The organism is Paenibacillus sp. sgz302190 (assembly GCF_059820445.1).
In genome coordinates, this window is the sequence record NZ_JBZYAO010000003.1 from 239,927 (window position 1) to 261,006 (window position 21,080).

At 51.6% G+C, this 21,080-nt stretch carries 16 protein-coding genes and 2 pseudogenes; 11 read left to right on the plus strand and 7 right to left on the minus strand.

The genetic code is table 11. The annotated features are described in order from the left end of the window. Positions 1-357: 357 nt before the first annotated feature. Positions 358-657 (plus strand): annotated as a pseudogene (locus AC6RNO_RS06165) (GMC oxidoreductase); the annotation flags it as partial. A 329-nt stretch (positions 658-986) separates the two neighbouring features. Here the strand turns inward: AC6RNO_RS06165 and AC6RNO_RS06170 are convergent. The 3 genes and pseudogenes from AC6RNO_RS06170 to AC6RNO_RS06180 all read right to left on the minus strand — a co-directional run bounded on the left by AC6RNO_RS06170 (position 987) and on the right by AC6RNO_RS06180 (position 2,453). After that, a complete protein-coding gene (locus tag AC6RNO_RS06170) occupies positions 987-1,442 on the minus strand; it encodes a hypothetical protein (protein ID WP_497104955.1) in 456 nt (151 codons plus the stop codon). A gap of 270 nt (positions 1,443-1,712) precedes the next feature. Then, positions 1,713-1,835 (minus strand): annotated as a pseudogene (locus tag AC6RNO_RS06175) (SDR family oxidoreductase); the annotation flags it as partial. Between the two features lie 318 nt (positions 1,836-2,153). Continuing rightward, positions 2,154-2,453 carry a hypothetical protein gene (locus tag AC6RNO_RS06180; RefSeq protein WP_488436578.1) on the minus strand — a complete coding sequence of 100 codons (300 nt, stop codon included), beginning with the start codon at positions 2,451-2,453 and terminating at the stop codon, positions 2,154-2,156. A 329-nt stretch (positions 2,454-2,782) separates the two neighbouring features. Between AC6RNO_RS06180 and AC6RNO_RS06185 the strand changes: the two genes are divergently transcribed. Continuing rightward, the gene (locus tag AC6RNO_RS06185; RefSeq protein ID WP_497105018.1) at positions 2,783-3,103 is read left to right on the plus strand and encodes a reverse transcriptase domain-containing protein; all 321 of its coding nucleotides are present in this window, start codon (positions 2,783-2,785) and stop codon (positions 3,101-3,103) included. On the opposite strand, the gene AC6RNO_RS06190 is transcribed toward AC6RNO_RS06185, so the two are convergent. After that, the gene (locus AC6RNO_RS06190; protein ID WP_497104956.1) at positions 3,086-4,441 is read right to left on the minus strand and encodes an S-layer homology domain-containing protein; all 1,356 of its coding nucleotides are present in this window, start codon (positions 4,439-4,441) and stop codon (positions 3,086-3,088) included. The genes AC6RNO_RS06185 and AC6RNO_RS06190 overlap by 18 nt on opposite strands. A 255-nt stretch (positions 4,442-4,696) precedes the next feature. Between AC6RNO_RS06190 and coaD the strand changes: the two genes are divergently transcribed. The 3 genes from coaD to AC6RNO_RS06205 all read left to right on the plus strand — a co-directional run bounded on the left by coaD (position 4,697) and on the right by AC6RNO_RS06205 (position 6,909). Beyond that, on the plus strand, positions 4,697-5,185 hold the full coding sequence (gene coaD / locus AC6RNO_RS06195) for a pantetheine-phosphate adenylyltransferase (RefSeq protein WP_474681670.1): 489 nt from the start codon (positions 4,697-4,699) through the stop codon (positions 5,183-5,185). 2 nt (positions 5,186-5,187) lie between these two features. Then, positions 5,188-5,940 carry an MBL fold metallo-hydrolase gene (locus AC6RNO_RS06200; RefSeq protein WP_497104957.1) on the plus strand — a complete coding sequence of 251 codons (753 nt, stop codon included), beginning with the start codon at positions 5,188-5,190 and terminating at the stop codon, positions 5,938-5,940. 87 nt (positions 5,941-6,027) lie between these two features. After that, positions 6,028-6,909 (plus strand): SPASM domain-containing protein, encoded by an 882-nt coding sequence (locus AC6RNO_RS06205; protein ID WP_497104958.1) that lies wholly within the window; start codon positions 6,028-6,030, stop codon positions 6,907-6,909. 111 nt (positions 6,910-7,020) lie between these two features. Here the strand turns inward: AC6RNO_RS06205 and AC6RNO_RS06210 are convergent, their stop codons facing one another. Beyond that, the gene (locus AC6RNO_RS06210; RefSeq protein ID WP_474681667.1) at positions 7,021-7,464 is read right to left on the minus strand and encodes a MarR family winged helix-turn-helix transcriptional regulator; all 444 of its coding nucleotides are present in this window, start codon (positions 7,462-7,464) and stop codon (positions 7,021-7,023) included. 215 nt (positions 7,465-7,679) lie between these two features. Between AC6RNO_RS06210 and AC6RNO_RS06215 the strand changes: the two genes are divergently transcribed. Both AC6RNO_RS06215 and AC6RNO_RS06220 read left to right on the plus strand, forming a co-directional pair. Further along, positions 7,680-9,446 (plus strand): ABC transporter transmembrane domain-containing protein, encoded by a 1,767-nt coding sequence (locus tag AC6RNO_RS06215; protein WP_497104959.1) that lies wholly within the window; start codon positions 7,680-7,682, stop codon positions 9,444-9,446. Continuing rightward, complete coding sequence (locus AC6RNO_RS06220; protein ID WP_497104960.1) at positions 9,424-11,208, plus strand: ABC transporter transmembrane domain-containing protein; 1,785 nt, start codon at positions 9,424-9,426, stop codon at positions 11,206-11,208. Before AC6RNO_RS06215 ends, AC6RNO_RS06220 begins: the two co-directional genes overlap by 23 nt. A gap of 868 nt (positions 11,209-12,076) precedes the next feature. Here AC6RNO_RS06220 and AC6RNO_RS06225 read toward each other — a convergent pair. Together AC6RNO_RS06225 and AC6RNO_RS06230 are read right to left on the minus strand one after the other, a co-directional pair. Next, complete coding sequence (locus tag AC6RNO_RS06225; protein ID WP_497104961.1) at positions 12,077-12,478, minus strand: VOC family protein; 402 nt, start codon at positions 12,476-12,478, stop codon at positions 12,077-12,079. 536 nt (positions 12,479-13,014) lie between these two features. Next, positions 13,015-14,469: a DNA/RNA non-specific endonuclease gene (locus tag AC6RNO_RS06230; RefSeq protein WP_488436584.1), complete on the minus strand. Its 1,455-nt coding sequence runs from the start codon at positions 14,467-14,469 to the stop codon at positions 13,015-13,017. Positions 14,470-14,780: 311 nt separating this feature from the next. Between AC6RNO_RS06230 and AC6RNO_RS06235 the strand changes: the two genes are divergently transcribed. From AC6RNO_RS06235 to AC6RNO_RS06250, 4 genes are all read left to right on the plus strand, one after another. Continuing rightward, entirely contained in the window at positions 14,781-15,059 is a 279-nt protein-coding gene (locus AC6RNO_RS06235) for a heterocycloanthracin/sonorensin family bacteriocin (protein ID WP_474681665.1), read from the plus strand. Between the two features lie 171 nt (positions 15,060-15,230). Further along, positions 15,231-17,192 (plus strand): putative thiazole-containing bacteriocin maturation protein, encoded by a 1,962-nt coding sequence (locus AC6RNO_RS06240; RefSeq protein WP_497104962.1) that lies wholly within the window; start codon positions 15,231-15,233, stop codon positions 17,190-17,192. Between the two features lie 11 nt (positions 17,193-17,203). Further along, complete coding sequence (locus tag AC6RNO_RS06245) at positions 17,204-19,132, plus strand: TOMM precursor leader peptide-binding protein (RefSeq protein WP_497105019.1); 1,929 nt, start codon at positions 17,204-17,206, stop codon at positions 19,130-19,132. 71 nt (positions 19,133-19,203) lie between these two features. Further along, complete coding sequence (locus tag AC6RNO_RS06250) at positions 19,204-20,784, plus strand: SagB family peptide dehydrogenase (protein WP_497104963.1); 1,581 nt, start codon at positions 19,204-19,206, stop codon at positions 20,782-20,784. Positions 20,785-21,080: the final 296 nt, after the last annotated feature.

The window sequence follows — 21,080 nt, forward strand, 5'->3', positions numbered from 1 at the left end:
GCGAATCCCGGGCGCGCGTTGTGCCGCCGGGCACATGGCGGCGGCACAACGCGCGACGGTAGAAAGCCTGCACTTTCGCAGGCTATGGAGAAACCCGCGCGCCAGAGCCGGCCGGTCGCACCATCCGCCTGGTTGCGTGAAGAAAACCTGCAAAAGTACAGTTTTTGCTCGACGGATGCGCCGGCCACGGCATATTCCTGCAAATGTGCAGGCTTTTCGCCGCGAACATGGGCTCAGGTTCATTTTTGGCGAAAATTCCTGCACTTTCGCAGGCTTTTCGCTAAAATGAACCACTTTCCTGGAGAAAACCTGCACTTTCGCAGGCTTTTTCCCCGGGGAGCCGCCTTATCCCCCCAGTTCAGATACGGAGATAATGACCGGAAACTCATCGACCATGCGGTAGGTAAAATGAGAGAAATACTCGCGGCTGCGGGAGGCACAGTTGAATTCGTCATTCCTGACACCGCTCATATGATGGGGGGCTGCCGGATGGGGAATGATCCCAAATCCTCAGTCGTTAATTCGTTTGGACAAACTCACGATATTCCCAACCTTTTTATTTGCGATGCGAGCATTTTTGTCACGTCAGGTGCCGGAACTCTTACGAATACGGTCATGTCGCTAGCGCTCCGAACGGCAGACTATATCAAAGGAGAAAGCGAAGATGCATACGAGCGGAGTTTTTTTCCATCATGGTTACTCAAGTGGCGTGAAGCATCCAAGAGATGGAAATATTCATGAAAGAAAATAAAATAGGGCAGGACATTTGCCGTAATTGAATATCGGGACATTTCCGATCTATAATGACGGCCCCGCCATAAAACGGCCCTGACGAAACACGCAGCGTGCAGGGTATGGCGGGCGAAAACCGGAGAGTGATCAGCTGTAATTGTCGGAGCAGTCTTTTTTCCCAAACGAGAATCCGCAGTTAAAATACAGGAAGCTGCACAACTGCAGGCCTTGTGGGCCGCCGCATCGCCGCGAACCTAGATGCCGAAACCTTTCATCAGCGGCATAACGAATTTAAGCACGCCCATGCCTATTTTCATAAAACTGCCGATTGATCCGAAAAAGTTTCCGCCCCCCAAACCGCCTAATCCTCCGGCTCCCCCAAGACCGCCCAAAAGCCCGCCTAAATCGCCTAAACCTCCGGATTTGCCGAGCAGATTGCCCAGACCGCCTAACGCGCCCAATCCGCCCAGCGACGAAATTTGCGCTTTCGCTCTGGCCGGATTTCGGGACAGCTTCCGCTTGCCTTTTACGCCTTCGATCAGCAGTTCCCCGTCCTGCGCTTCCCGGACAATTCCGCAATAGCAGCTTCCGTCTTTCGTTACAATTAGAACAGGCACTCTGTTCATAACCGCCTGAATTTGCGCCATCGTTTGCGGTTCCGGGCGGCTCCCGGCCCTTTTATGGTTGGATGTTCCCGCTCTTTTTTTCATAAATGCTTGCACGCCCTCTCGAATGTCTCGTCCTCTATTATTTATGTTATGACGAGCGTGCCGCCTTTGACTGCGCAAGTATGGAGAAATGCGCCCCATTTATTTCCGCTTAGGGGGGGCTAAACGGAAATAAATTCACAGGGGGCACCTCACGAAACGGAAAAATCGTACGCTAAGCAATTCATTGCATGAAAAACCGGCCCCTTTATTCAAAAAGGAATCCGGTTTTTGGAATCGTCGCAACAACAATTGCTGTAATAATGCGTGACTTTACAAATGAGAGCCCCCACTGGCATCAATCAATTGCCCGGTTACCCAACGGCTGTCGGGAGAAGCTAGAAAAGCAGCTATATCCGCGACATCTTCTGGTTGACCCCACCTTCCAAAGGTAGCATCAATGGGGAAAAAATCAGGACAACAGCCACTAAAGTATTCTTCTATTTTAATTTTAAAAGGAGAATATAAAATTAATTGTTCTACCCACCCAAGTACGCCAAAGCCAATAACCAAAAAAATGACTATCCGTAACAGTTCCAATAAGAATAAAAAAGGTTTAGACAGACTAATCAACCTCCCCCTGGTTGAAGATTGTTGAAGCAGGGATTATCACCTATATATTACCATTCGACGGATCCGAAAGCACTCGACATCCTTGCGATTGAAGATTTGCTTCTGCTTTGGCAAGCCGATTCAAATCGTTCTCGGCTAGGTTCACAGTAGTTTTTCCTTGCCTATTTGTTGAAGATCCTCTTCAAGAAGAAGATTTGCCCTATCCAAAATGTCATTTGCAAATTCACGCAAATCACGCAATTCTGAGGAAAACACTATTTTTTTCTTGAAATCCAAATTGACTATTTCTTGAATTCTCAGCGAAGACTCATTTTTGGCAATAATGGCCCATGATCCGCTTTTGGTTATCTGATTGGTTTCCCATAATTGTGACGAAACATGTATGATCTGACGGTATAACTCCTGCAGCTCCAGGATTAATTCTTGTTTATCTTTATTCATATTATTTGTCGTCCTTTTCAATCAATATATCAGCTCCGTAGTCTCCAGAAGTGGCAGTTCCTTTCACTCTACGTAACACTTATCGTAAAAGTCAAATCTATACTTGACCGGTGGATAATGCCGAAGATGAAACTGCTCTTTAAATAGCGGTTGAAAGCTATATTTTTGAATAACTTCGTTCACATCATATTTAAGCTTTCTGACTCAATTATACCATCAATGTATAGAGAAAACTTGCAGAATATGGGTTCGTATTGAATTGGGAACGGTGCGTACTCTCCGGAACCTAAAACCCTAAAGGGTAAGATCTGAATGAGCTGGATTGGGAGCTGGAAAAAGAAAAAGTACGATTCGTCCGCTATGCGGACGATTTCGTACTCTTTGGACGAGAGGAAGATGAGGTACGACGTGGGGAAGATATCGTTCAATCGACCATGATGAAATTGCGATTGGAACTTTCCCCCGAAAAAACCATGACGCTTCACCTGATCGAGAAGACTACGCCCGAGGGAAGGATTATTCCTGAGCTGGAATATCTCGGCGTAGCTATCCAAGGCTGGTTTCGAAAGCGAGATGGGGCATGGAGCTTTGGATTGAGATGTACCTCGGAAGCGCTGAAGAATTACCGCGACTTACTTGTAGCCGCCTAACAAGTAGTTGTAAAACGGCTCGTCCACCCAAAATTTATAGCTGTCCACCTGCAGGCTCGAATCGATCTTGTTGATGCCTGCCGCGAGATCGGCGGATTTGTCGTTCAAGGTAAAGGATTGCGCGTAATAATGGCCTTTAGTAATTTTGTTGTTGGAAATTTGTTTATAATCCGGAAGCTCGGTCAAAGAATAGTAGAGCGGCTGCCACCAGGAGGCGTAAATCAGGCCTTTCGCATCCTCGCTGTTCTTTTTGGCATATTGGAAAATGACGGATTGGAACTTATTCTTTTGCTCGGCATTGTCAAACTCGAACTCGATATCGTATTCTTTGGAATAAGCGATATAATTGCCGTTCTCGATCTGCACCACCTGGTAATCGTCCGTTTGCGTCGGCTCGCCCCATTCCTTCAAATAAATGAAGGCCGACGTCTTGGGCTCCAGCTGCACTTTGGCCTGAATGCCTTCGCTGCGCAGCAAGCCGATCAGCTGAACGGCATGCGTAATGTCGGAATGCCCGTAGGTGAGCGACAGCTTCGGATCGAAATTCGCGTCATACCGGGTATCCTTCAAGTTGTAGCCGGTCACGAGATTTTGCCTCAAAGCTTTGTCAAAAACGGCGCGCAGCTCCTTGGCGGAAATAAGATCCTCCGTCTTCCAGGCTTCCTGCACTTTGCCGAAAATGTCATCGTCCGTCGTCAAGCCGAGATAATGCTTGTAATGGCCCTGGAAATCGAGGATTTTGACTAGCAAATCGCTCGTAAAACGCTTATCGGCAGCTGCTTCAGGCTTGAAATCGGCGTACCGCTCTTTGGCGAGGAGCCCCGTATCTACAGCGGCAGCCAGCTCTTGCGCAGCTTGCTCGGTGAGCGCCCCGGTCTGCCCGGCGTCCAGCTTAAGCTTGGCCAGCGCGGTTTTGATTTTGTCCTGGGGATATGTATAAGCCAGTTCCTTCAAACCGGCCGCTTTGACCGCGATAAAAGTCGCTTGCAGCTCGGTAAGCGGCAGCTCGCCCTGCAGCTGTTTTTCCGTAATGATTCCGTTCTCGTACAGCGCCCGGGCCGCGTCATAATAAGGGCTGCTCTTTTGCACATCGGTAAAAGGATTGGACTGATCTTTGGGCTGCAGCTTCAAAATGCTGTTGACCGCATTGACGAAGTCGCCTTTGGTTAAGGAAGCAGCCAGGCTGACGTTGTAATGATCTTTCAAAAATTGCTTGTATTCCGCGTTCGCTTGACCGGATTGCGCAGCGAATGCCGCCTGATGAACCGTACCGAACGATAATAGAGCGGCGGATAATGCGATGGCGCGTATGGTTTGGGCAGATTTCAATAGTTTCATAGATGACGTGCACCTCCGTTTATTAATTCACATGGGAATAGTATGAATTTGACGCATAATATATCATTATTCGGCGGGACTGTCAATGCGATTTTCGCTCGTTCCTTCTTCTTTTCTCAAAAGGAATCCGCCGACCGACCGCGAATTCATACATAGGAGTCTGTCCGATGAACCACGTATCTCCGTCGGACAGACTCATAGATGCCGGAAAACCGTACATGCAACGAGACTGGATTCGAAAAGGAAGGTGTTGTCATGAAAGCCGTATACGCCGGGAGTTTTGATCCGATTACGCTGGGTCATTTATCCGTTATTGAGAGGGCGCTGAAAATGTTCGACGAAGTCCACGTCGTCATCGCCAACAACCGTTCGAAGAAGCACCTGTTTACGATCGAACAAAGGACCGAGCTGGTCGGGGTATCCATTTCCCCCAGGCAGCAGGAGCGGACGAAGATCGTGCCTTATGAAGGAATCGTCGCGGATTACATTAATGCCCACGGCATTCATGTCGTCATTCGCGGCATCCGCAATGCGACAGATCTCGATTACGAGCTCCAGATGGAGCAGTACATAAGAAATACGACCGATGCGGATACGGTATACTTGTCGCCTTTTACTCCTAACATGCAAACGAGCAGTTCGCTTGTGCGCATGTTTTTGCTCTCGAATAAAGCGGAATTCGCCAGAAATTATATGGCGCCCGCAGCCTTTGAAAAAATCCAAACCTATAAGAAAGAGGGATAGCGATGAAATTTACGGTGATCGGCCAATGGGGCGCCTATCCGAAAGCGGGAGAAGCTACGGCAGGCTATTTGCTGGAGCATGGGCAGGAGCGCATCCTGATCGATTGCGGGAGCGGCGTGCTGTCCTGCCTGCAAAAGTATGCCAAGCTCGATCAGCTTACCGCCGCGATCATTACGCATACGCATCACGATCATATCGCCGATTTCGGCTGCCTGCAGTACGCCTGTCTGATCGACACCGATTTGCAAATAAGGACGGCGGATCTGCCGGTTTATATAGCTCGCGACCCGAAGCCGGCGGAGCAGGGCGGATACGCCTCGATGAAAGGCACAGCCGTCCGCGCTGTGTCCGCGGCGGATACGCTGCGTTTCGGCGACATGGAGCTGTCTTTTTTCCAAACGTTTCATGAAGTGTACTGCCTGGCGGTGAAAGTGAAAGTCGGCGGCCAAGTGCTGGTCTATACCGCCGACACGTACTACGACGATTCGTTGATCGAATTTTGCCGCGGGGCGGACGTGCTGATCGCCGAAGCTTCCTTTTACGCCGGATTCGATCAAGCGCGGAAATACGGGCACATGAACGCGCACGAAGCGGGGCGTCTGGCCGAGCAGGCGAGTGTAAAAAAGCTGGCGCTGACGCATTTGCCGCATTTTGGAGACGTAAGCAGGCTGCCTGTAGAGGCGGGCGAAATGTACCGGGGCGAGATCGTTTTGGCCGCGCAGGGGACGGTTTTTACGTTTGCCGCCGAAGGTTGAGCAGGATCTGACATTGACATGCATGCCCGGCCATGTGTAAGTTTAAAGTAAAGGAACATGTCTGATCAGAACTGGAGTATCCGCATAATGAAGAAGTTTAAAAAATTTTATATTGAAATTACGAGCGTCTGCAATTTGGCCTGCACGTTTTGCCCTCCGACGCAGCGAAAGGCCAACTTCATTGCCGTCGACGATTTTGCCAAGACGCTCGATCAAATCAAGCCGCATACGGACTATATTTATTTTCACGTAAAAGGGGAGCCGCTGCTGCATCCCAAAATCGACGAGCTGCTGGACCTGAGCCACGAACGCGGCCTTAAAGTCAATATTACGTCCAACGGCACGCTCATTGCCAAAAACAGGCACAAGCTGCTGAACAAGCCGGCGCTCAGACAGATGAATTTTTCGCTGCACAGCTTTGACGGGCACGAAGGTTCCAAAGACAAGGCGGGATATTTGGCCGGCATTCTCGGCTTTATCAAGGAAGCCGCCGCCACCTCGTCCGACATCATCTTTTCGCTGCGCCTGTGGAATCTGAACCGGGACAACGCGACGAATCAGGAGCGGCAGCGAAACCGCGAGCTGCTCGGCATGATCGAGCAGGAGTTTAATCTCGACTACAAAATCGAGGAGCAAGTCGTGCGCGGGAAAGGAACCCAAATTGCCGACCGCATCTATATCAATCAGGATTACGAGTTCGTATGGCCTGCTCTGAAAGAAGAGGAGGACGAGGGCAAAGGGTTCTGCCACGGCTTGCGCAACCAGGCCGGCATTCTTGTGGACGGTACCGTTATTCCTTGTTGTCTGGACGGAGAAGGGGTTATCAATCTGGGCAATATTCATCAAAAGCATTTCTCGGACATCATCGAGGGCGAGCGCGCGACCCGGTTGTACGACGGCTTCTCCCGAAGGGAAGTCGTTGAAGAGTTGTGCCGCAAATGCGACTATCGGCGAAGATTCAGCCTGTGACCCAAAGGCGCGGCCAAAGCTTGGGGGCATGGTCCGCGGTCGCGGCGGCTCCGAACCGAAGCCGGCGCCCGGTCGCTAACGCCGCGGCTCGGGCAATCCCTGCGAATCTGCTTACTGCAGGTCGGAGGGATTTTTCTTTTCGATATTTGCGTTGATTTGATCGAGCGCTTTGCGCAAAACCGCAACCTCATCCTTCGGAATGTCCTGAAGGACGCTTTGCACGAGCTCGGCCTCGATCGGCGCCAGCAGTTCGCTTAGCGCGCGGCCGCTGTCCGTTGCATAAGTCAAAAAGGAGCGGCGGTCTTCCTCGTTCGCGACCCTTTTGACCATACCCTTGCGTTCCAGTTGGTCGAGAATGCGGGTAACGTTCGTCGGGTCTTTTTCAATTCGGATCGACAGCTCTTTTTGGGAAATTCCATCGTCTTCGGCCAGTTTGTTCAGAACCGACCACTGTTCGGGGGTAATCTCGTAGGGTTGGAATCGAAGGGTAAGCAGTTGATTCAGTTTCCTTGCCGTTTTGCTGATGATGAAGCCCATGGAATCGTTTACAGTCACTTGAAGTTTTCACCTTCTTATTTATGAAAATGGGAACGGATCGAACCTGCCGATCACTTTATTATCGCCTTCCGGGCGGTCCGATGTCAATGAATCCCGGACGATCCAAGTTCCAGGAGGACACAATTTCCCTGCGATATCGCCTATTTTAAAACGAATACCGTATAATGACAGTAAAGGGCAACGTGATCACAAGCATAGGAAGTGACTCTCTTTTGAACTCTACACGGTTATTAAGCGATTATCTCAAAGAGAAATGGTTGATGTATGCTGCCGCGGCGCTAATGATTTCGGTGGGAAATATCGTGTACTCGTACTACCCCAAGATGCTCGGACAGTTCACGGATCATCTGCAGCAGGGCGACTTGACCCGTTCGCGCATCATCGAATACAGCCTGGGGCTGCTCGCGATCGGCGTTACGTACGGGTTACTGATCGCCATCGGACAGTATATGATCATGCGGTTCGGCAGGCGGTTCGAATATGTTGCGCGGAATCGCCTGTTCGAGCATTTTACGAAGCTGAGCGCAAGCTTTTACTCGAAGCATGGCGTCGGGAAGCTTCTCAGCTATGTGGTCAACGATGTGACCGCCGTAAGGGAATCGATATCGATGGGCATCAACCAGATCGTGAACTCCACGATTTTGATCGGGGCCGTCATCGTTTCGATGCTGTTCAGCTCGATTCCCTATTACCTGATCGCGGTTTGCGTCGCGCCGATGGTCTTGATCCCGTTCATCGTCGTCCGGTTCAGCCCCGTGATCCGAAAGCGGTCGCTGCTCGTGCAGGAGGCGCTGAGCAAAATGACGGAATCGGCGGAAGAGCAATTCGGCGGCATCCGGGTCGCCAAAAAGTTCGCCGTCGAATCGATTATGAACCGCAGGTTCGGCGATACGGTCGACCGCATTCGCGACAGCCAGCTCCGCCTCGTCCGGCTGTCCTCGCTGTTTGAGGCGCTGATTCCGTTTCTCGGCGCACTGTCGCTGATCGTCACGCTGGCGTATGGCGGCTATTTGACGATTCATCAGCGGATTACGTTGGGCCATTTTGTATCGTTGACGCTGTACATCCGCATGATGGTTAACCCGCTTCAGCAAATCGGCCGGGTCATCAATACAATGCAGCGGTCAAGAGCGTCGCTGGAGCGGATCAACGATTTGCTCGATCTGAAATCGGACATTCAGGAGCTTGAAGAGCCCGAGGAAGCGGATTTCGAGCATTCGGCCATACGCATCGAGCACCTGTCGTTCGCATATCCCGGCGAGGAAGACGAAGTGCTGCACGATATCAGCCTGCGGATTGAACCGGGTAAGTCGCTAGGCATTATCGGCAAAACGGGCAGCGGCAAAACGACGCTCGTCAAGCTGCTGCTGCGCATTTACGATCCGCCGGAAGGCACGGTCTGGATCGGCGACAAAGATATCCGCGAGCATACGCTGGAAAGCTTGCGCAGCCAGATCGCCTACGTGCCGCAGGAAGGCTTCCTGTTTAGCACGACGATCCGCGACAACATCGCGTTTTACCGCAGGGATACGCCGCTCGATCAGGTGGAGCACGCCGCGCGCAAAGCGGAAATATTCGCCAGCATCGCGTCGTTCCCCGAGCGGTTCGAGACGAAGTTGGGCGAGCGGGGCGTCACGCTGTCCGGCGGTCAGCGCCAGCGAACGAGTCTGGCGAGAGGCATCATCAAAGATTCGCCGCTGATGATTTTGGACGACAGCGTCAGCGCCGTGGATTCGGTGACGGAGAAGCATATCATCGATACGATCCGCCGGGAGCGCTCGGCGAAAACGACGATCTGGATCGCGCACCGGATCAGCGCCCTGAAGCACACGGACGAGATTATCGTGCTGGACGAAGGGCGGATCGTGCAGCGCGGGACGCACCGGGAGCTGCTTGAGCAGAACGGCTTGTATGCCAAGCTGCACGCCATCCAGGAAGGAAGGAGGATGGCGGACGATGACGAAACCTCCTTCGAATAAAGCCGGCATGTCGGCATTCCGCATGTTATCCTATTATGCCAAGCCGCATAAATATACGTTCCTGCTCGTGCTCTGCTGCACGCTGCTGGGCATTGCGGCGGATTTGCTTCAGCCGTATTTGGTCAAAATCGCCATCGACGACAATCTGATGAGCGGCCGCAACGATTACCGCTCGCTCGTGGTCATCTGTCTGTTTTACCTTGGCTTGTCCGTCGGCAGCCTGTTTTTCACCTATGTGCAGAACAATTTGCTGCAGTTTGCCGGCCAAAGCGTCGTCGCCCGCATACGCAAAGATTTGTTCGCGCATATTTTCCGCATGTCAATGTCCTACTACGACCGCACGCCGAGCGGAAGCCTGATTACGCACGTATCGAGCGATACGGAGACGCTGAATCAATTTTTCACGCAGGTGTTGCTCAGTTTGATGCGCGACGGCATGACACTGGTCTTTATTATTGTGCTGATGTTCCATCTCGATCCGCAGCTTACTTTATACAGCATGATCGTAATCCCCGTAATAGCGGTTATCGCGATCGGGTTTCGCACATATATGCGCAAAACATACCAGCTGTCGAGATCGCAACTGTCCCAGCTAATTGGCTTCGCCGCCGAAAATTTGTCCGGCATGCACCTGATTCAAGCGTTTCACCAGGAACGCGAGCAGAACGGCCGGTTTTCCGAGCGCAATTTGGGGTATTTTCGCGCCAACCTGCGGGAAGTCCGGACGAACGTGCTGTTCAACCGCTCTTTTGATATGCTGGGCAATCTCTCGGTAGCGTTCATTACCTGGCTGGGCGGCATGGCGGTCTTTCATAAAACGATCGAGTTCGGCGTGCTGTATGCCTTCATCACTTATATTCGGCAATTTTTCCAGCCGATCAACAGCATCACGCAGCAGTGGAACACGCTGCAATCCGCAACCGTATCCGTGAACCGGATCTGGAACGTCTTTTCGACGCAGCCGGACATTACCGACGCGGAGCGCCCGGCGAAAGTGGATCTAGCGCAGGTGAAAGGGGCCATCGATTTTAACGGCGTCAGCTTCGGCTACCGGGAAGACGCGACGGTGATCGATCATTTGAACCTGTCGATCCGGCCGGGGGAAATGATCGGCATCGTCGGCACGACGGGCGCGGGAAAAAGCTCGCTCATCAGCCTGCTGTGCAGGTTCTACGATGTGCGGGAGGGAAGCATCGAAATCGACGGCACCGATATTCGCGATATCCGGCAGGCGGAGCTGCACCGCATCGTCGGGCTCGTGCAGCAGGAGCCGTACTTGTATTCCGGCAGCATTTTGGACAACGTCCGCATGTTCGACGAAACGATCGGACGGGAGGATGTCATGCGCGCATGCAGGCTCGTCGGCGCCGATCCGCTGATCATGCGGATGAAAGACGGCTACGATACCCGCGTATCGGAGCGGGGAAGCGGGCTGTCCGCCGGCGAGCGGCAGCTGATTTCTTTTGCCCGCATCATCGTGTTCCAGCCGAAGGTGTTGATCCTCGACGAAGCGACGGCGAATCTTGACTCGCACACGGAGCAGCTGATTCAAGCAGCTCTGCAGGTCGTAGCCGAGGGCAGAACTTCGCTCATCATCGCGCATCGCATCTCGACGATCGTCGGCGCGGACCGCATCATCGTGATGCGCGAGGGCCGGATCGTCGAGGAGGGCACGCACGGCGAGCTGCTGCAGCGGCAGGGCTACTACGAGCAGCTGTACCTGCATTCGCTGGGCGAGGCGGCGTCCGGCGGCACGGTTTGAGCCGGCGGCATGGGTGAGACCGGGCCGGGCCGTTGCGGGCCGGGGGTACAAGCCGCGGCGGTCTGGGACGCGAAGGTCCCGGACCGCGGGCGCTCTTCCGCCGGAAGCCGGAAGGCGCGAGTTATCGCGGAGCGATTATGGCCCGGCGGAAGGGAAGCCCCATGGCAGTCCCATGGGGGGCGCATGGCGCCGATCCGGCGACCATGTCTAGTTTCGCCGCCCAAGTTAGCGCAGCCGTTCATTGAAACGGCTTGGCAAGCCAAAAACCTGCGAAAGTGCAGGTTTTTTCCATGGATGCGGCCGGAATGGCGGGAAAGCCTGCAAATGTGCAGGAATTTCTCGGACATGACGGGGCGTAGCGTGACTTTGGGCCGGAAAACCTGCACATTTGCAGGAATTTTGCGCTGCAAGCGGATCAACGGGAAAAAACCTGCACTTTTGCAGGTTTTTGCCGTATCGGCGAGTAGAAGACCGTGCCCATGGCGATGCATTACTTTCGTCTTCATAGATACCGCCAACGGCATAGGGGCTTTAGCAGGTTTTCTCCGCGTCGGCGAGTAGAAGACCGTGCCCTTGGTGATGCATTACTTTCATCTTCATGGGTACCGCCCAACGGCATGGGGGCTTTAGCAGGTTTTCTCCGCTGTTGCCCGCGCCCTTACCGTTGCAAGCTTGTCTCCACGCGGAAGCACTGTGGATTTTGCGATTCACGCATCGTCGGAATTAAGCTTTATAGCAGGCGTATTTCCAGCGTTAGTGCGTCTGCCGACCGCCGTCATGCGGCGCAATACCGCGCACCGGGGGGCCGCACGGACCAAAGGCCGCCGGTTGACTGGCGGCCGTAATATTTTTGCGCATGTCAGGCGGTTTAATCGGCGGTGATCATCCAATTGACACCGTATTTATCCGTGAGTTCTCCGTAGAACAAGCCGAAAGGCTGCAGTTCAAAAGGCTTTTTCACACTGCCGCCTAACGCAAGCTTTGCGAATGCTTCGCTGGCTTCTGAATCTGTTTTGTAGGATACATTTAGCAAAATACCAGAGCCTTGCGTCAACGGCTCCAATGAATCAGCCATGAAAATTGAATTTCCTCCGGCAACAGCCAGGCATAAATGCATGACTTTGTCCTTAAGCTCGTGTTGTGCGCCCATTGACTGCTCATGCGTCATAACAGACAAGATCTCTCCGCCTAGCGATTGCGTGTAGAACTCAGCTTGAGAACGCGCATCCTCCGATAAAAGAAAAGGCCTCAAATGTCCCAATGTCGACACATCCTTTCAATTTGGATTTTAGAATTGTACAAGTTTTATTATACGTGAATTGCACATGCCGCCTTTCTTATGGATTGCTATATCCGCGTAGCTGCCGATCATCCGCAGCAAAAAAAGCCTGTGACCTGCAGTTCCAATAGGGAACATGCAGATTCGCAGGCTAATCACATCGTTCTTCTCTTTGGCGCCCCGCTGAATAAACTCGGCCGGGCACAATTGAACGACAAGCGTCGCGTTTTGGTAATTTACAGGTAAAAATTGAATTGCTGCAATTTCTACGGAATTTCCGCATAGGCCGGATAGGCGAGCTCTTCGTTTGCGCCGGTGGCGGGACGAATCAAATGCTCCTTTGACATGCGCACCGCGGTTTTTCGCGTTTCGCGTTGCCTGTATCCTGCTGATTAACAATGATTGTAAATTTGTTGCGCATTAACGGGCTGCGATTTTCCCTGTGACACAAAGAATGAAGGATCGATTGACTTTATTCCAACGATCCTTATCTTTAAGCTTAAATATGTATTTGGGCAATTATTATATTACTTCGTAGGACCATTATCAACACTGGCCTTAAGGACATTTCGGATGCTGGTAGGTACTGAAGAAAGGAAATTATAGCCAGTCAAAGACTCAATATCATTTACACTTACTCGATAGTTGCCCCATGGCTGACTAGAAACCGTCTGATCATTTGGCATCAGAACAGAAATGACTCTGGTTGAAGATGTTATTCTGCTAATATCATTATTTCCGTTAGGCAGCACTACGATTATTTTCCATGTCTTTGACGGTACCACAACACCGTTCCCTACAGTAGTCATGTATCCATTGGACCCGGTGCCTCCGCTTCCGTAACCTCCGGCTATAATATATACCTCGTTGCCGGACGTAACAAGCGAACGTTCATAATCCTCCAAGTTTGCCCAGGTAACCTCGTTGTTATTTGGCGCTTGAGGAATCATATTATCCATCAGGAATGTTGCTGAATTGTTGGCAACGGAAGATGTACGGTCTCCGGAAGGGCACATGTGTCCTCTGTCGAATCCAGTCCCCGAAAATTCACTCGCTTTAACCTCATACCATCCTGACGGCAGTGTGGTGTCCGGGCGAAAATCATCCTGTCGCGCTGTACTGCTAAGATCAGCCGAACCCAAGTGCCAACTGGTCCAGTTAGGCTCGTGTTTGCTGTTATTGTAAGAAAAAACATATTGTGATTTAATCATCAAATAATTATTGGAATTGGATATATCGCTGGTTGCACCGCTTGGATTGCCTAATCCCATATTATCGTCATCATTAGGTGGCGCTAATGGCGGCTGTGCTGCGTTTGAGGAATTATGAGGATTTATGCTGCTTGTAATATACAGGTCGTTTGCATTATTGGCAGTGTCCCAACCATTACCTTGATCCTGAGCTGTTCCGCCGTTGTTATCTTTCCGTTCTGCACTTGTAGTATTTGAAAGTGTGCCTACAGGAGAAGTTTCTGAATCATTTGCAGAACCGTAGCCTACAAAATCCACAACATTTGAATCTGTTGAGCCGGATACCGATGTAGTGACTTTTGCCAATGCAACTTTTCCGCTGCTTGCGCTTAAGTTTATAGTGCCTGTTATATCAGGTGACGGCAGGTTAACTGTTCCGCTGCCTCCGCTTGCTTCTGCGATTAAAAAGTATTGATGAGCGTCAATGCTGCCCGATATATTTGTGATGTTACTAAATGAGCCGCTTGCAGAAGCGTACTGAACGGACCATCCGGACAAGTTTATGCTGGAATTCGTAGGATTGTAGAGTTCAATAAAATCATTTTTGTACGACGAACCACTGTTCCCGCCGCCACCATAAATTTGACTAATAACAACATGAGATGAAGCAGCAGCATTTGCATGCGTATTGAAAAAAATTCCTGAAAAGCAGAAAAACGCAAACCACACGCCTAACAAAATTGCACCCTTTTTTTTCACAAATCCCTTTCTTCTTTTTAATAATTTCAACATGAGCCACATCCTTCTTGTAGTATAGTCTAGGGTTGCCGTAAACCCTTACTAAGAATAGAACGGATTTATTAACTCGCTGTTAGCTAGATATTAAGTCTATTTGTAGATATTTAGTTAGGAAAAGCACTAAAATATAGGCATTTTGATCAGTAACAAGAGCGGAACTGAGTTCATATGTTGTCATGGGGGTAATCGAATAATGGGCGGATCTCATAGGGGAAGTTGTTTCCTGATTATCTTGGTTCTGTTCATTTTACCAGTGCCAGAGCATGCTGCCGGCACAACAATTTATTAAACGGAGGTTTTAGCAAATGAATGATTTCCAAAATGATCTACAGAAGTTGAATGTTTCCGAGTTCAGTGCGACAGAGGTGACGCCTTGGGACGCGCAGGGCCAGCAAGATGCTCGATTATGCGTCTTCTTTTGCTCTACCTGTACCAACTGCTCTACCTGCACCAACTGCTTTAATTGCACCAATTGCTTTACCTGCACCAATTGCTTTAACTGTTCCAATTGCTTCAATTGCTCCAATTGCTTTAATTGTCACCGATGCCACAATTGCCATCGCTGTCATCACTGCCACCGTTGAGGACATTGAATTGGTTCTTGCCGATAATGGAAAGCCCCTCCAGCAAACCGAGGGGTTTTTCCCATGTCTAGCTTCTCTTAAAGAATAAGACATGAGGGACAATTAGCTGTACATAAGATTATTTGTGAAGAGGTGAAGCAGATTGAGAACAGCTTACGGAGGAGGAATAGAATGGCAAATTTGAGCCCTTCGATGCGACCGAAGATGAATAGAGATACGTTTTTTCTCCCTGATCCAAACGGTAGTGTGTATTTTCGTAACAATGTAAGCTCGTTCCGCATGGAAGGAGAATCGATCGATCAGTGGATTGAAAAGCTGATACCGATATTCAACGGGGAGCATAGGTTGGCGGATTTGACAGACGGATTGCCGGACGGACACCGGAACCAGGTATATGGAATTGCAGAAATGTTGTATCGTAATGGGTTTGTTCGGGATGTGAGTCAAGACACTCCACATCAACTGTCTGAAGAGGTTCTTCAAAAGTATGCTTCTCAAATTGAATTTTTGGACCATTTCGGTGATTCGGGTGCGTACCGGTTTCAATCCTATCGTCAGTCCAAAGTATTGGCGGTCGGCTCCGGCCCATTTTTGATCTCGCTCATTTCCGCGCTGCTTGAATCCGGATTGCCCAAGTTACACGTGCTGGTCTCGGGCTCAGAGCCGACTGATCGGCAACGGATGCTGGAACTGGCGGCACATGCCCGTAAAACGGACCCCGAGGCAGCCATAGAGGAGGTTACCCTGCAGAAGGAGGGGGTTCGTAGTTGGCGGGAGGCTGTTAGGCCGTTTGATTCGATTTTGTTTGTGTCACAGGAGGGTGATATCGAGGAACTGCGGGTTCTACATGGGGTGTGCAGAGAGGAGAAGAAGGTGTTTCTTCCCGCTGTTTGTCTGCAGCAGGCGGGTATGGCGGGCCCTCTTGTGCATCCGGACTCTGAGGGCTGCTGGGAGTCAGCGTGGCGCAGCATACACGAATCCGCGATTTGTAAAGACCCGGAGCTGCACGCCTTTTCTTCCACAGCGGGAGCGCTGTTAGCGAATGTGGCCGTGTTTGAATTATTAAAAAAGATTACAGGAACGAACGATTCGGAACCAAGCAATCGATTCTTCCTGCTTAATCTGGAGACTCTGGAAGGAAAATGGCATTCGTTCATGTCCCATCCGCTTGTGACCGGACGCACCGCAGTTGAATGGATTCACGATTTCGAACAGCAGCTCGAGCGGAGATCAAGCAAAAGTGAGAGCGGCTTGCTTCCTTACTTCAGCCGGTTGGCATCGGCGGAATCAGGGATTTTCCATATTTGGGAGGAGGGGGACTTAAAGCAGCTGCCGCTCTCTCAGTGTCGCATCCAGCCAATCGATCCGCTATCGGAAGGGCCGGCTAGGCTGCTGCCGGACATTATTTGTACCGATCTGACGCATGAAGGAGCGCGGCGGGAAGCAGGGCTGGCTGGGATTGAAGCGTATGTGTCGCGAATGGCAGGCCTGCTCGTCGCGGCGCTTTCCTCCCATCAGGAGGCAGAGGGCAGCAAGATAGAACCGCAGCAATTTATCGGCGTCGGAGCGGGAGAAACGGTTGCGGAAGGCATTGGCCGGGGGTTGCTAAGGTGTTTGGCTGAGGAGATGGGCAAGCAACTGGCGTGTCAGGAGCCGTCTGTCTTTCGAGTACAATTGTCTGCGATAGAAGATAAACATTGCCAGTTTTATTTGCAGGCTTTGACGACGATGATGGGAGCGCCGATGATTGGCTTGGGAGAGACAGTGTCCGGTTTCCCAGTGGTTTGGGTCGGTACGGGTGATCGCTGGTATGGCGGTGTAGGCTTGAATGTAACTTTTGCGTTGCGGGATGCTTTGCAACAGGCTCTATTGGAGGCACAAAACCAACCGGCTAGTCTCACATCGCAACATTTGGAGGTATCGTCCGTAAGTCTGGCGGAACAGTTGCCGCTAAGCCTTGAGATTCCATCCTGCGAAGCGACGGTAAAATCGGAGGTTCTGCAGTCCGCCTTGCAGGTCTTGGAACGGAACTGTAAACGGCTCTTGGTCTTCGATCTGGCCGTAGAACCATTTTCGAAAGAAGAAATGGCAGGAGTGTTTGGCGTGTTGCTGCGAGAGGAGGAATCCCGGTGAGCGCCATCGTTATGATTGTGGGAGACGGGGTGTTGGCGGACTGTGTTTACGAAGAACTGTCAACCCGATTCGAAGTCGTACGTCAGAACGATTTCCAGGCAGGAGTACCGGAAACGGTGGATTTGGCCCTGGTGCTGCACGATGCTTGGCATCCTTATGTTCATCAAAAGGCGGAAGAGCTGCTGCAGCCAGCCGGCATCCCTTGGCTGCGCGGCTTCGTTTCATTCGGCGAGGGCGTGATCGGGCCTCTGGTTCGCCCGGGTTCACAAGGGTGCTCCCAGTGTGCGGACACGCGGCGCCTCATGGCGGGACGCGACCGCAGGGAGATGCGGGCGCTGCAGCAGAGGCTAACGGCGCACGGGGGAATACCGCGAGATGCGTGGGCTTCGCGTACGGGACTTTTGCAAGCCGCTCATCTGATGGTGGCGGAGGCAAGGAGGATGCTGCAAGGCAAACCGGTTCAATTGGCAGAGAAAGTGTCTGTGATCAACCTGAAAACGCTGGAAAGCACACTTCACTTCTTTCTCCCTGACCCGCTGTGTCCGGTTTGCAGCCGATTGCCTGACGATTCATCGGCAGCAGCCCAAATTTCGCTGAAGCCAAGTCCAAAGATCAGCTTGGACAGTTACCGCTCGCGCCCGATGGATGATCTGAAAAAAGTGCTGACTAAAGACTATCTGGACAACCGGACCGGTTTTTTGAATGGGAAAATGGTTGACCTTGCGTCGCCGTTTGCCGATGTGAGCGTGAATCTGCCGTTGATCGCTGAGGACGTAGGAACGGCAGGTAGAACTCATTCTTACGCGGTGAGCGAGTTGACCGCCATTTTAGAAGGATTGGAACGGTATTGCGGTCTGGCGCCCCGAGGCAAACGGACGGTCGTTCATGGCAGCTTCCGCAATCTGGAAGATCAAGCGCTCGACCCCGTCAAGGTAGGGGTGCACACGGAGGAGCGGTATGCTCAGCCGGGGTATCCGTTCACGACGTTCGATCCTGACCGCCCCATTGATTGGGTATGGGGCTATTCGTTTCTGCAAGAGCGTGCGATTCTGGTTCCGGAGCAGCTCGCCTATTACAGCATGGGCTGCGGTCACTCTTTCGTCTTCGAGTCTTCCAACGGATGCGCGTTAGGAGGAAGCTTGGAGGAGGCTATTTTGTACGGCATATTGGAAGTAGTGGAGCGAGATTCATTTCTGATGACTTGGTATGCGCAGCTGCCTCTCCAGCGCCTTGACCCTTATTCTGCTAACGACCGGGAATTGCAGCTGATGATCGATCGTTTGCGAGCTGTGGCGGGGTTCGATGTGTATTTCTACAACTCGACGATGGAGCACGGGATTCCCAGTGTTTGGGGGATAGCGAAAAACAATAAACAAACAGGAGTTAATCTCATTTGTGCGGCCGGAGCTCATCCTGATCCGGTGCGGGCGGTGAAAGGCGCGGTTCACGAGTTGGCCGGCATGGTATTGAATCTTGATAAGAAATTTGAAGCGAACCGGGATGCGTATGATCGGATGCTTCACGATTCCTCCCTGGTGCATCAGATGGAGGATCATTCACTGCTGTACGCTTTGCCGCAAGCGCAGGAGCGCCTGCAATTTCTGCTGGATGACAATCGCCCGCTGCGATCGTTTGAAGAGGAATTTAAGCGGGAGGCCAGGCATGCTGATTTAACGGACGATCTGAAAGATGTTCTTCAGGCGTTCCACCGATTGAATCTTGATGTGATCGTGGTGGATCTGTCATCGCCGGAAATCATTCGAAATGGACTGCATTGCGTGAAAGTGCTGATCCCTGGGATGCTGCCGATGACATTCGGACATCACTTTACCCGTGTGGCAGGGCTTGAGCGGGTGTTGAGGGTACCGGTGGAACTCGGGTATGCGAAGCAGCCCCTGACGCTGGAACATCTCAATCCATACCCGCATCCGTTCCCATAAGTTGTCACTAGGGTAGCCAAAATTGAAGCGTGGAGTGGTTTACACCCTCGTTCCTATCAGGAGGGAAAAGTATGAATCTGGAGGCATTTCTGCACAATTTGCATTATGACATTGACAAGACCAAACCGCCGGACGCAGTGGTGGATTGGGAAGACGGACCGCTTGCATATAAGCTCTACCGCGGTTTGCCTGTGGTTCCGTTATCGCCGGAAGTACCGCTGACGCTTGATGGCGGTGAAGCGCAGGTGCTGCCTGACCTTCGCCATATGGGTCATTTTCTCTGGTACATATTCGGACTCACTCAATTGTCCCAGTCCGTCCCTACCTCGAATTCCATGATACAAAACATGGGCCTGCTGCAGTTGTACCGGCGGTTTGCCCCCTCGGGGGGAGCGTTATATCCAAGTGAATTATACGTGTATCTGAAACTGGAGGATTTGCCCGAGGGGGTCTATCATTATGATGTGGCGCACCACCGCTTGGTGCTGCTGCGCAAAGGCAGCTTCGATGCCTATTTAGCTCGGGCTCTTGGCAATCGCTGTGACGTTTCGGCTTGCTTTGGCGCTGTTTTTGTATCGACCCTGTTTTGGAAAAACTTCTTTAAATACAATAACTTTTCCTATCGTCTGCAAGGACTGGATGCGGGTGCGTTAATCGGGCAGCTCTTGGAAGTGGCGAAACGGTTCGGCTTCTCGTCGGGCGTGTATTTCCAGTTCCTTGATCGAGCCGTGAATGGTCTTCTCGGGATATCGGAACGAGAGGAGAGCGTGTATGCGGTGATTCCGCTATCGATGGAGCCTGCGAACCAATGGTTCGCGGGTAGGAATGAGGGAGAGCGGGAGTGCTCCGCCACCGAATTGTGCCGGGAGTTGAGAGCGGTTCAGCATGATCACTACGTCCGATCCCGGAGGGTCAAGGAGTTTCCGATGCTCATCAAAATGAACGAAGCATCCTTGCTGGAATCGTTTCGGCCGTTAGGGCATATTGGCGCAGAGAAGATCGTTCGCTGCGAGGATCAAGCGGTGGCTCTGCCCCGCGTGAAGCGGTTGTCGTATGATCTGGCGTCAATAAGCCGAAAACGGTTTTCGCCTGACGGCGATTTTATTATGGGCAAGGTAAGCCAAGAGCAGTTGGCCTTGCTGCTGCAGGAGGCAACGGCCTCCTGCAGGTACCGGAATGATTTGGATGGAGCTCATGAGAACCCCGTTTCTCGCGTCTCGCTGTACAGCTGCTTGTATAACGTTGAAGGCATTCCGGACGGCGCTTACCATTATGATAGCGCTGCTCATACGTTGCGGCCGGTACGCCAGGGAGATCATCGGCTCAAGCTGCAGCAGGGCATGCCTTCCGACAACGTGAATCTGTCCCAGGTTCCGCTATGCTTTCATGTGGCAGGAGACAAAGATCATCTCGTAACAGCACTGGGGTATAGGGGATACCGCATCCAACAGATGGAAGCGGGGATGCTCGTGCAGCGTTTACTGTTGGCGGCATCTGCAATCGGGCTGGGGGGACATCCGCTCCTCGGATTTGATGTCAGATTGTGTGATGAGATCTACAAGATGACTTCGCAAGGAATAACCAGCCTGATCCAAATCCCGGTTGGACCCTATCGTCATTGCCCCCGATTAGTTGGGGGGGTGCATGGCTAGGAGTCTGTCCGACGGAGTTACTTTTGTGCATGCCCACTGAATAATGACTGCATATATTGCCGCTTACGCTGCATAATTACTGTCATTTTGTATATATACCTTCTACGTGGTTCATCGGACAGACTCCTAGATGCTCTTTAATCGCTTTATGACCGCCAAAAGGCGGTCTTTTTGTTGTCATGAGCCTTTAGTCATGGCTGAATTTGTCGAATGGAAAGGCGCATCGGGACTGATACGAAATGTATCTGATTTTTGAACAAATATAACGGTATTTTGTGTGGGAAACGGAGGGGCCG

Coding starts and splice junctions, on each gene's coding strand:
- AC6RNO_RS06250 (WP_497104963.1), top strand. CDS start 19,204: ATGAATCTGGAGGCATTTCTGCACAATTTGCATTATGACATTGACAAG.
- coaD (WP_474681670.1), top strand. CDS start 4,697: ATGAAAGCCGTATACGCCGGGAGTTTTGATCCGATTACGCTGGGTCAT.
- AC6RNO_RS06245 (WP_497105019.1), top strand. CDS start 17,204: ATGATTGTGGGAGACGGGGTGTTGGCGGACTGTGTTTACGAAGAACTG.
- AC6RNO_RS06180 (WP_488436578.1), bottom strand. CDS start 2,453: ATGAATAAAGATAAACAAGAATTAATCCTGGAGCTGCAGGAGTTATAC.
- AC6RNO_RS06170 (WP_497104955.1), bottom strand. CDS start 1,442: ATGAAAAAAAGAGCGGGAACATCCAACCATAAAAGGGCCGGGAGCCGC.
- AC6RNO_RS06190 (WP_497104956.1), bottom strand. CDS start 4,441: ATGAAACTATTGAAATCTGCCCAAACCATACGCGCCATCGCATTATCC.
- AC6RNO_RS06240 (WP_497104962.1), top strand. CDS start 15,231: ATGGCAAATTTGAGCCCTTCGATGCGACCGAAGATGAATAGAGATACG.
- AC6RNO_RS06205 (WP_497104958.1), top strand. CDS start 6,028: ATGAAGAAGTTTAAAAAATTTTATATTGAAATTACGAGCGTCTGCAAT.
- AC6RNO_RS06230 (WP_488436584.1), bottom strand. CDS start 14,469: ATGTTGAAATTATTAAAAAGAAGAAAGGGATTTGTGAAAAAAAAGGGT.
- AC6RNO_RS06200 (WP_497104957.1), top strand. CDS start 5,188: ATGAAATTTACGGTGATCGGCCAATGGGGCGCCTATCCGAAAGCGGGA.
- AC6RNO_RS06220 (WP_497104960.1), top strand. CDS start 9,424: ATGACGAAACCTCCTTCGAATAAAGCCGGCATGTCGGCATTCCGCATG.
- AC6RNO_RS06235 (WP_474681665.1), top strand. CDS start 14,781: ATGAATGATTTCCAAAATGATCTACAGAAGTTGAATGTTTCCGAGTTC.